This is a genomic window from uncultured Limnohabitans sp. (assembly GCF_937889215.1).
Taxonomy (GTDB): Bacteria; Pseudomonadota; Gammaproteobacteria; order Burkholderiales; family Burkholderiaceae_C; genus Limnohabitans_A.
In genome coordinates, this window is sequence record NZ_CALBEX010000482.1 from 1 (window position 1) to 8865 (window position 8865).

Genomic DNA, 8865 nt, shown 5'->3' on the forward strand with positions numbered 1-8865 from the left:
CAAAGGCGGGCGTCTGGCGGCGGCATGCAGCCCGGCGCGGGTGGTCACGCTCACCATCAGCGATGTGCCGGGAGACGATCCGTCCATCATCGCCAGTGGCCCCACCGTGCCCGATGCCACCAGTTGCGCGGACGCGCTGGCCATCCTCAAGCGCTACGCCATCACGGTGCCCGACTCGGTGCTGCAGGCTTTGCAGTCGGGTGTTTGGGAAACACCCAAGCCCGGCTCGCCCGTGTTTGCGGGGCACAGCGTGCACATGATCGCCACGCCCCAGCAATCGCTGGAGGCCGCTGCCGATGCCGCCCGAGCGATGGGGCTCAATGCCTACATCCTGAGCGACGAGATCGAAGGCGAGTCGCGCGAGGTGGGCAAAGTGCACGCGGCGCTGGCCCGTGCGGCGGCCAAGGGTCTGGGGCCCTTCACCAAGCCCTGCGTGATTTTGAGCGGCGGCGAAACCACGGTGACCATCAAGCCGCAGACCGCAGGCACGCCCAAGGGGCGGGGTGGCCGGGCGGGCGAGTTTTGCATGGGCTTGGCAGAGGCCCTGCAAGGCCAGAGTGGCGTGTGGGCCTTGGCCGCCGACACAGACGGCATCGACGGCATTGAGGACAACGCCGGGGCGCAAGTGAGCCCCGACACGCTGGCCCGCGCCCTGGCGCTGGGCCACAAGGTGGACGAGCACCTGCAGCGCAACGACGCTTACGGCTTCTTTGAGCCCTTGGGCGATCTGGTCATCACCGGACCCACACACACCAATGTGAACGACTTTCGGGTCATGTTGGTGCTTTGACGGGTCGTTATTGATTTGTGTCAAAGCCCATGGGCTTTGGCTCTGGCACATTCAGGTCCAACATGTTGGATACCTCGTTGCCCCCTTTGTCCGAGCCCGCCCCGCCAGTGGTGGCAGGCACCGTGCTGCTGCACCGTGGCGACGTGGTGGACCGCATCGCCCATGTGTTGCAGGGGCGGGTGGTGCTGGGCGTGATGGTGGATGGCCACATGGCGCACCAGCTGGGCGTGGTCGAGGGGCCTTTCTGGCTCGAAGCCGCTGCCGGCTTGTTGGCCTTGCCGCATGCAGTTGATGCTGTGGCCGAAACCGAAGTTCAGTTGCAGTACGTGAGCGTGGCCGACTTCGTGGCCGAGGTGCAAGCCTTGCCCGAGGCTTCGCAGAACTTGCTCATGGACATGGCCCGTTCGCAGCGCCAACAAACCGAAATGGCCGTGAGCCGCTTGGCCAAAGACGCCGATGCGCGCTGCGCCGAATGGCTGCTGCGCCACGCCGAACCTGTCGATTTGACGGGTGGTTGGGTGGTCACGCTGACCGAGCGCAAACGCACCATTGCGGCGCAGCTCGGCATTGCGCCAGAAACCTTCTCTCGGGTGCTGCGCCATTTGCGAGAACGCCAGCTCATCAGCGGCGGCGGTCGCGTGCTGGGCCTGCCCAACCCGCAGGCCCTGCGCGAGTTGGCCGGGGTGTGACGGACCTCAGCCCAGCAGCACCCCTGCGTCCTCGTACCAAAACATCAGCGCCGCGTCATAGCTTTCCCAAACGCAACCATTGCAACCCCGCCCGCAGCAGGAGGTGGGTTCGGGAGGTGGGTCGCGGAAGTCTTGGCCTGCGGCCTGCAGGCGTTCCTGAAATTGCGCAATCCCCCGGCGCACAGACGCGCGCTGAGATGCGTAGGGGTCGATGATGGGGTGTTCGTGGTCGGCGCTCATGCCCTATTGTCTGACAAGGGCTGGATGCTTTATGTCCTGCTGTCACCAAGGTAGGTCGGCGCCTTCAGGTCCGACAAAACGGTGGTGGACCACGCCGGTTTGGAAATACCGCTTCGCGAAAATACAAATGTCGGACCATAAAGACCCGACCTTCGGAAAGACATGTCGGTTTTTGTAGGTCGGTGCCTTCAGGTCCGACGTGGCGTTTGTGATCCGTTGCCGGATTCTCAGACCGCTGGCCACTGGTCGGCTGCGCGGTCCTTGGGCACGCTCAGCTGCCAGTGGCTCGCTTGCGCCGGCACTGTGAGCGGCAAGCGCAGCAAGCGTTTGTCGCGTGACACCAGTGCGATCAGCTTGCGCTCTTTGCCTAGCAGCGCGGGCAGTTCTTCGAGCTTGCCCAGACGCCAGCTGCCGCCTTGGCCTTTGGACCCGACCTCCAAACCCAGCCATTCGTCGCCAGCGGCCAGGCCTGCCTCTTCGGCGGCGCTTGCGCGCAGCACCACTTTGACTTGCACACTGCCCCCGGCTTCATTCACGCGCAGACCCAGGCGCTGCGCCATGCCCGAAGTTTCGGCTGCGATGGTGATGCCGTGCGCTGCCAGCAGTTCGCGCAAAGGCAGCTCTTGGGTGCTGTGCACCCAGCGCTGGATCTCGCCTGCCCAGCTGCGTCCGGTCAGAGCTTGCAGTTCGTCCAGCAAATCTTGCTCGCGCATGGGCCCGTCTTTGCAGCGCTTCCAAAGGCCGCGCATCACGCTGTCCAGCGTGTGCCCTGATGAGCGCAGTGACAAGTCCAGGCACAGCGCCACGAGTGCGCCCTTGGTGTAGTAGCTCACCGTGGCGTTGACGGTGTTTTCGTCTTGGCGGTAGTACTTGACCCAGGCGTCAAAGCTGGACTGCGCCACGCTTTGCACATGGCGGCCCGGCGTTTGCTGCACTTGCGCGATGGTCTTGCCCAGCAGCTGGATGTATGTGGCGTCGTCAATCAGCCCTGCACGGCGCAGGAGAATATCGTCGTAATAGCTGGTGAAGCCCTCAAAAAACCACAGCAGCTGCGTGTAGTTTTCTTTTGTGTAGTCGTAGCGGGCAAAGGCATCGGGGCGCAGCTGCTTGACATTCCAGGTGTGAAAGTACTCGTGGCTGATCAGGCCCAGCAGCGTGGTGTAGCCCTCTGGCTTGCGCGGGCTGGCGGACAGGCCGTTGTGGCGCGGCAAATCATCGCGTTTGCAAATCAACGCGGTGCTGTTTCGGTGCTCTAGCCCGCCATAGCCGTCGTGCACGGCGTTGAGCATGAACAGGTAATTTTTGTGCGGCGCTTTGCTGCCCGCTTGTTTGCCTGCACCATGCCAAAAGCGGATTTCGGCTTCGCAAATCTTTTGTGTGTCGGCCAGCAAGCGGTCGCCGTCGAACGAGGGCAGGGCACCGGCCACCACAAAACGGTGCGGGATGCCGCAGGCCACAAAGCTGCCGCTCCAAAACGCGCCCAGCTCCACCGGGCAGTCCACCAGCTCGTCGTAGTTGGCGGCTTGGTACAGGCCAAAGCCTTTCTTGTTGGTTTTGACGGGCGCAAGACCCGTGGCCGCCTGCCAGGCGGGCTGGTTTTTGACGGGGGGCAGCTGCAGCTGGTGGGGCGCATTTTCTTGCCCGTGCACCCGCAGGCACAGGCTGGTGCCATTGAAGAAACCACGTTGGCTGTCGAGCCAAGCGGTGCGCACCGAGTTGTCAAAGGCATAAATCTCGTAGCTCAGCACCAGGGCCTGCTCGCTCTTGCACGCGATGGTCCAGCTGCACTTGTCTTGCTGTGTGATGGGCAGGCTGCGGCGGCCTTGTTTGGCGCTCAGTTTTTGCAGGTTTTTGGAAAACTCGCGCACCAGATAACTGCCCGGAATCCAGACCGGCATCGACACGGTTTGCTGCGCCGCTGGGTGAGGAACAGTCAGCGTGACCTTGAACAGATGTGCATGCAGGTCGGCGGCTTCAACGGTGTAGTGGATGGCGGACATGGGTCAAAGGCTGAAATTGGAGGGGCCGGGCTTCTACAAAAGAGCGTTTTGGGTGCTTGGGCTCAGGTTGCACCAGCTGCCAAAAAGCAACTCAGGCTGGCCACGGTGGTCAGTTGCAGGCGCATCGGCAGCCAGGGGGCCAGGCCTGCGGCGGGCCAGGTGCGGCGGTCCACCGCATAGCAGCCCACCAACACAAAACCAAGCAGCGGCAAACCGGCAAAGGCCGGCATCATCACGCCCACCCAGGCCAACAATGAAGGCACGACGCCCCAAGTGAAGTGGATGCGCGGCGCGTTGGGCGTGGTCAGCGCTTGGTGAAAGCCCACGCCCCAATGGATCCCGCCCAAAAACGACACGATGACCGCGCCGTAGCCTTGCATGGCCAAGGCCACATAGGGGTGCAGTTCGGGGCCGACCAGCCACAGACACAGGGCCAGAAACACGAAAGGCACCAAGCCGCCGTAACCCAAGCGGCGGATCAGTTGCCATGTCGGGTCTTCTGCAGGCCGGGAGGTCATTGGATCTCAGCCAGCATTTTCTCAACCTGAGCCATGGGCACCGCGCCGGGCACGCGGGTGCCGTTGGCAAACAAGATCAGCGGCGTGCCGTTGATGCGGTTCTTTTGGCCAAAGGCCACGACGGCGTCAACCGCCGAGGCATCGCAGTTGGCTGTGGGCGGTGTGGTGCCGTTGATCATCCAATCGTTCCAGGTCTTGGCCTTGTCTTTGGCGCACCAGATGTTTTTGGCTTTGGTCACGGAGTCCTCTCCCAGGATGGGGTAGAGGAAATGGTGGATGGTGACGTTGTCCAGCTTTTGCAGGTCTTTTTCGAAGCGCTTGCAGTAGCCGCAATTGGGATCGGCGAACACGGCCAATTTGCGTTTACCGTTGCCACGCACTTGCGTGAAGGCAGTTTTCAGGGGCAATTGGTCAAACGGGATGGCCGAGAGCTTGTCCATCCGCTCTTCGGTCAGGTTGCGTTTTTGCTTCACATCGATCAGTGCGCCCTGGACGAGGAAGTTGCCCCCGGCATCGCTGTACATCACCTCGTTGCCCATGCGGATCTCGAACAGGCCGTTCATGGGGGTTTTGCTCACCTCGTCGATTTTGGGCAAGTTGGGCAGGCGTTCGCTCAGGTTTTTGCGGATGCTGGCTTCTTGGGCCATGGCGGCGCTTATCGTCAAACTGGTGGTGGCCACGATCAGGGCCAACTTGGCGAGAAAAAACTTCATCAGAGGGGCTTTCAGTTTCAAAAAATATGTCAAGGGGTCGGGTTAACGGTTGTCGGGCTTGGCGCTGTTTTGGGCGGCTGGCCTGCTTTGGCCCATGGCGTGTTGCGTCATCCAGTGTTTGAGCGGCCCGCTGCGGTCAAAGCCGCGCAAGCCCCAGTTGCGCAGGTTTTGCCAAACCGGGCCAGGTTGGGCAAACAGGCGCTGCAGGCCGTCGGTGACGAAACCCATGGCTTGCACATCGGCTTGGCGAGCGCGCTCGTAGCGGCGCAGCAGTTTGAGGTCGTGCAGTGGCCGCCAAAATTCTTTGGCGCGGATCACCCGCACCAGTTCGGCCACATCGGCCAAGCCCACGTTCAGGCCTTGACCCGCCAGCGGGTGCAGGCTGTGGGCCGCATCGCCAGCGAGCGCGAAAGACTGTTGGGCCGCACCCGACATGGGGCCGATCCAACGCTCTGCGCGGGCCAGCTGCAGCGGCCACACGGCGCGTTCGGCCGACAGCTGCATGCTGCCCAGGGTGTGGCTGCAAGCCTGGGTCAGCTGGGCGGCAAAGTCCGCGCCATCCAGGGCCATGAGCTCTTGGGCCCGCAGCGAGTGGACCGACCAGACCAGCGCGACTTCGCGACCTTCTTGCCCACCCATGGGCAGAAGCGCCAGCACTTCGGCTTGCGGTTGCGACAAGCCGGGTGCTGTGCCCCAGCGAAACCATTGTCGGGCGATGCCCTCGTGTGGGCGCTCGCACAACAGGCGGGTGGCCAAAGCGTGCTGCGCGTAATGCGTGATGTCGAAGCCCACGCCCAGTTCGGTGCGGGTTTGGCTGGCTCGGCCTTCGCACACCACTGTGAGTGGCGCGGCCACCGGTGCCTGCACCACTTGAATCAAGGGTTGAAACTGCACCGCCTGAGCCAGCCGCGCTTGCAACACCGGAACATCCACCATCCAGTTGAGCTCGCCCACACCTTGTGCTGGTGCGCCAAAGTTCAGGTGCCCACCGTGGTCGCCCCAGACCTGCATCTGGTGCACGGGCGTGACGGCAGGGCTGTCGGGCCAGCAGCGCAGGTCTTTCAGCAGGGCCATGGATGAAGCGTTGATTGAATAGGCGCGCACATCGGTGGGGGGCATTTGCAAGGAAGACTCGACCAAGGCCACGTTCAGCCGTTCGCGGGCCAACAGCAAGGCCAAAGCGCGGCCCACGATGCCAGCACCACGGATGCAAATGTCAGGAGGAGTAGCCATGCCCGCATTGTAAGGAGGCTGCCCATGGCGCTGCGCTGCCGGGGACTTTGGGGTCAGGCCGGAGTGCTGGGGCGGTGCCGTTAAAATTGCAGGTGATCCCCCGAATATTTCCCCGAATCACCGAAAGCCTTCCATGAGCCTCAAATGCGGCATCGTGGGTCTGCCCAATGTGGGCAAATCCACCCTTTTTAACGCCCTGACCAAAGCCGGCATTGCCGCTGAGAACTACCCCTTTTGCACCATCGAGCCCAATACTGGCGTGGTGGAGGTGCCCGATCCGCGCTTGCAGCAGTTGGCCGAAATCATCACGCCCGAGCGCATCGTTCCCGCCATTGTGGAGTTTGTGGACATTGCCGGCTTGGTGGCCGGGGCCAGCACCGGCGAAGGCTTGGGCAACAAATTTTTGGCCCACATCCGTGAGACCGATGCCATCGTCAACGTGGTGCGCTGCTTTGAAGACGACAACGTGATCCACGTCGCCAACAAGGTGGACCCGATTGCCGACATCGAAGTCATCCAGACCGAGCTCTGCCTGGCCGATTTGGCAGCGGTCGAAAAAGCCATTCACCGTGTGAGCAAAATCGCCCGCTCGGGTGACAAAGAAGCCGTCAAGCAAATGGCGATTCTGGAAAAGTGCCAGACGGCTTTGAACGACACCCAACCGGTGCGCACCATCGACTTCAGCAAAGAAGAGCGTATCGAACTCAAGCAGTTCTTCTTCATCACCGCCAAGCCCGCCATGTTCGTGGCCAACGTGTCAGAAGACGGCTTCGAGAACAACCCCTTCCTCGACCGCTTGAGGGCCTTTGCCGCCAAGCAAAACGCGCCCGTGGTGGCCATTTGCGCCAAGATCGAAGCCGAGTTGTCCGAGATGGACGACGCGGACCGCTTGGAGTTTCTGAAGGAAATCGGTCAGGACGAGCCCGGTCTGAACCGCCTGATCCGTTCTGCTTACGGCTTGCTGGGTCTGCAGACTTATTTCACCGCAGGTGTGAAAGAAGTGCGCGCCTGGACCATTCGCGTGGGCGACACCGGCCCGCAAGCGGCAGGCGTGATCCACACCGACTTCGAAAAAGGCTACATCCGAGCCCAAACCATCGCGTTTGAGGACTTCATCGCCTTCAAGGGCGAGCAAGGTGCCAAAGACGCGGGCAAGATGCGCGCCGAGGGCAAGGACTACGTTGTGAAAGACGGCGACGTGATGAACTTCTTGTTCAGTTCCTGATCAACGCAGGCGGCAGGCTCAAAAACCTTTTTACCGCCTGCACCGTGGCCTCGGGGTCCTCTTCGTGGGGCACATGGCCCAAGCCTTCAAAGACCTGAAGCTCGCTGCCTGCAATGGCTTGCTGAAAGCGTTGCGCGTGGTCTGGCGGAATCAGCCGGTCCTTGCTGCCCCACAAAATCAGGGTGGGCAGGCTCAGCTGAGAAATCTGTCCCGCCAAGACGGCATCGTTGCTGCGGTATTGGAAGCGTTGCGTCAGGCTGGCGCGGTTGCCCTCGCGCAGCGTCAACTCGTAATAGCGATCCACCAGATCGGCGCTCACCTTGTCCGGCTGGCCATAGACATTGCGCACACTGGCCTCAATCATTGAACGAGGCAGAATTTTCTGGGTGACCGGTGCCAACCATGCAATCTGTGCCAGTCGAAATCCGATCGGCATGGACTGGGGTTGCAAAGGGTAGCCCGTGGCATCGACCAAAACCAATTGCCGCACACGCGTCGGGTGCGCCAAGGCGGTTTGCCAGGCAATGCCGCCGCCCAGCGAGTTGCCAGCCATCACCACTTCATTGAGCTTTAGCAAGTCCAGCAATTCCCGCATGAAGCCGGTGTAGCGCGCCATGCTGTAGTCGGCATCGGCTGCGGGGCCTGTCAGCCCAAAGCCAGGCAAGTCCATGCGGATCACGCGGCGGTGTGGGCTCAAAGCGGCCACCCAGCCGTCCCAGGTGTGCAAGCTCGCTGAGGTGCCGTGGATCAAAACGATCGGGGTCGGGTCATCGCGTGGCCCTTCGTCGCGCAGGTGCACCTGCATGCCTTGCAGAGTCACAAATTGAGAGGGGGCAGGAGCCCAACGTGCTTTGAGGGTGTCCACCCCGCGGTCTGGGGCCCAACTCCAGGCCAGGGCTGCGGCAAAGGCGGCCAACAAAGCCAAAAGCACAGCCAACAGCGCGGTTGAGAAGGGCGCATTCATAGGTGAAGCTCCGTGGTTGGGAAACAGCCAAATGAGGCCGCCGGTCATGAACAGGTAACGCGCAAATTTGCCCATGGCCATGTACAGCGTGCAGGGCCACAGCGGCATCTTGAGCCAGCCCGCTACCGCACACAGCGGGTCGCCCACCACTGGCAGCCAGCTCAACAAACAGGCCTTGGGCCCGAGTTTTTCCAGCCAAGCCAAGGCTCGAATGTGCATGCCGGAGTCGCGCCATTTGTCCACTGCTCTGTGCGTGCCCCAGCCCATCCACCAGCTGACCATGCCGCCCAAGGTGTTGCCCGTCGTGGCCACCAAAATGGCGGGCCAAAACAGTTCGGGATTGAGCTTGACCAGCCCAAACACGGCCGGCTCCGAGCCCATGGGCAGCAGCGTGGCCGAGATGAAGGCGATCACAAACACGGTGCTCAGGCCGTGTTGCGGCAAGGCCAGCCATTGCATCCATTCGTTGAGCCAAAGTTCCATGGATCCAGTG

The 8865-nt window shown here is 62.1% G+C and carries 9 protein-coding genes and 1 pseudogene; 3 read left to right on the forward strand and 7 right to left on the reverse strand.

Going from position 1 to position 8865, the window contains the following annotated elements; translation table 11 throughout:
• Together Q0341_RS12060 and Q0341_RS12065 are read left to right on the forward strand one after the other, a co-directional pair.
• Nucleotides 1-790, forward strand: a 790-nt coding sequence (locus tag Q0341_RS12060; RefSeq protein WP_299513638.1) for an MOFRL family protein, incomplete at its 5' end; no start/stop codon positions are given.
• Between the two features lie 62 nt (nt 791-852).
• Nucleotides 853-1479: a Crp/Fnr family transcriptional regulator gene (locus Q0341_RS12065; protein ID WP_299513641.1), complete on the forward strand. Its 627-nt coding sequence runs from the start codon at nt 853-855 to the stop codon at nt 1477-1479.
• 6 nt (nt 1480-1485) lie between these two features.
• On the opposite strand, the gene Q0341_RS12070 is transcribed toward Q0341_RS12065, so the two are convergent.
• The 5 genes from Q0341_RS12070 to Q0341_RS12090 all read right to left on the reverse strand — a co-directional run bounded on the left by Q0341_RS12070 (nt 1486) and on the right by Q0341_RS12090 (nt 6183).
• The gene (locus Q0341_RS12070) at nt 1486-1719 is read right to left on the reverse strand and encodes an oxidoreductase-like domain-containing protein (RefSeq protein WP_299513643.1); all 234 of its coding nucleotides are present in this window, start codon (nt 1717-1719) and stop codon (nt 1486-1488) included.
• 227 nt (nt 1720-1946) lie between these two features.
• Nucleotides 1947-3719: a peptidase M61 gene (locus Q0341_RS12075; protein ID WP_299513645.1), complete on the reverse strand. Its 1773-nt coding sequence runs from the start codon at nt 3717-3719 to the stop codon at nt 1947-1949.
• A gap of 62 nt (nt 3720-3781) precedes the next feature.
• Complete coding sequence (locus tag Q0341_RS12080) at nt 3782-4237, reverse strand: DUF3429 domain-containing protein (protein WP_299513647.1); 456 nt, start codon at nt 4235-4237, stop codon at nt 3782-3784.
• A complete protein-coding gene (locus Q0341_RS12085) occupies nt 4234-4950 on the reverse strand; it encodes a DsbC family protein (RefSeq protein ID WP_299513650.1) in 717 nt (238 codons plus the stop codon). Before Q0341_RS12085 ends, Q0341_RS12080 begins: the two co-directional genes overlap by 4 nt.
• Nucleotides 4951-4992: 42 nt before the next feature.
• Nucleotides 4993-6183 (reverse strand): FAD-dependent monooxygenase, encoded by a 1191-nt coding sequence (locus Q0341_RS12090; protein WP_299513653.1) that lies wholly within the window; start codon nt 6181-6183, stop codon nt 4993-4995.
• 133 nt (nt 6184-6316) lie between these two features.
• Between Q0341_RS12090 and ychF the strand changes: the two genes are divergently transcribed.
• Nucleotides 6317-7408 carry a redox-regulated ATPase YchF gene (gene ychF, locus Q0341_RS12095; protein ID WP_299513656.1) on the forward strand — a complete coding sequence of 364 codons (1092 nt, stop codon included), beginning with the start codon at nt 6317-6319 and terminating at the stop codon, nt 7406-7408.
• On the opposite strand, the gene Q0341_RS12100 is transcribed toward ychF, so the two are convergent.
• Both Q0341_RS12100 and Q0341_RS12105 read right to left on the reverse strand, forming a co-directional pair.
• Entirely contained in the window at nt 7398-8372 is a 975-nt protein-coding gene (locus tag Q0341_RS12100) for an alpha/beta fold hydrolase (protein WP_366522769.1), read from the reverse strand. The genes ychF and Q0341_RS12100 overlap by 11 nt on opposite strands.
• 18 nt (nt 8373-8390) lie before the next feature.
• Nucleotides 8391-8855 (reverse strand): annotated as a pseudogene (locus Q0341_RS12105) (YqaA family protein); the annotation flags it as partial.
• Nucleotides 8856-8865 lie beyond the last annotated feature (10 nt).

What these genes read in the sequence shown, in the direction of transcription:
- Q0341_RS12065 (WP_299513641.1), top strand. Translation starts at nt 853, where the DNA reads ATGTTGGATACCTCGTTGCCCCCTTTGTCCGAGCCCGCCCCGCCAGTG.
- Q0341_RS12070 (WP_299513643.1), bottom strand. Translation starts at nt 1,719, where the DNA reads ATGAGCGCCGACCACGAACACCCCATCATCGACCCCTACGCATCTCAG.
- Q0341_RS12075 (WP_299513645.1), bottom strand. Translation starts at nt 3,719, where the DNA reads ATGTCCGCCATCCACTACACCGTTGAAGCCGCCGACCTGCATGCACAT.
- Q0341_RS12080 (WP_299513647.1), bottom strand. Translation starts at nt 4,237, where the DNA reads ATGACCTCCCGGCCTGCAGAAGACCCGACATGGCAACTGATCCGCCGC.
- Q0341_RS12085 (WP_299513650.1), bottom strand. Translation starts at nt 4,950, where the DNA reads ATGAAGTTTTTTCTCGCCAAGTTGGCCCTGATCGTGGCCACCACCAGT.
- Q0341_RS12090 (WP_299513653.1), bottom strand. Translation starts at nt 6,183, where the DNA reads ATGGCTACTCCTCCTGACATTTGCATCCGTGGTGCTGGCATCGTGGGC.
- ychF (WP_299513656.1), top strand. Translation starts at nt 6,317, where the DNA reads ATGAGCCTCAAATGCGGCATCGTGGGTCTGCCCAATGTGGGCAAATCC.
- Q0341_RS12100 (WP_366522769.1), bottom strand. Translation starts at nt 8,372, where the DNA reads ATGAATGCGCCCTTCTCAACCGCGCTGTTGGCTGTGCTTTTGGCTTTG.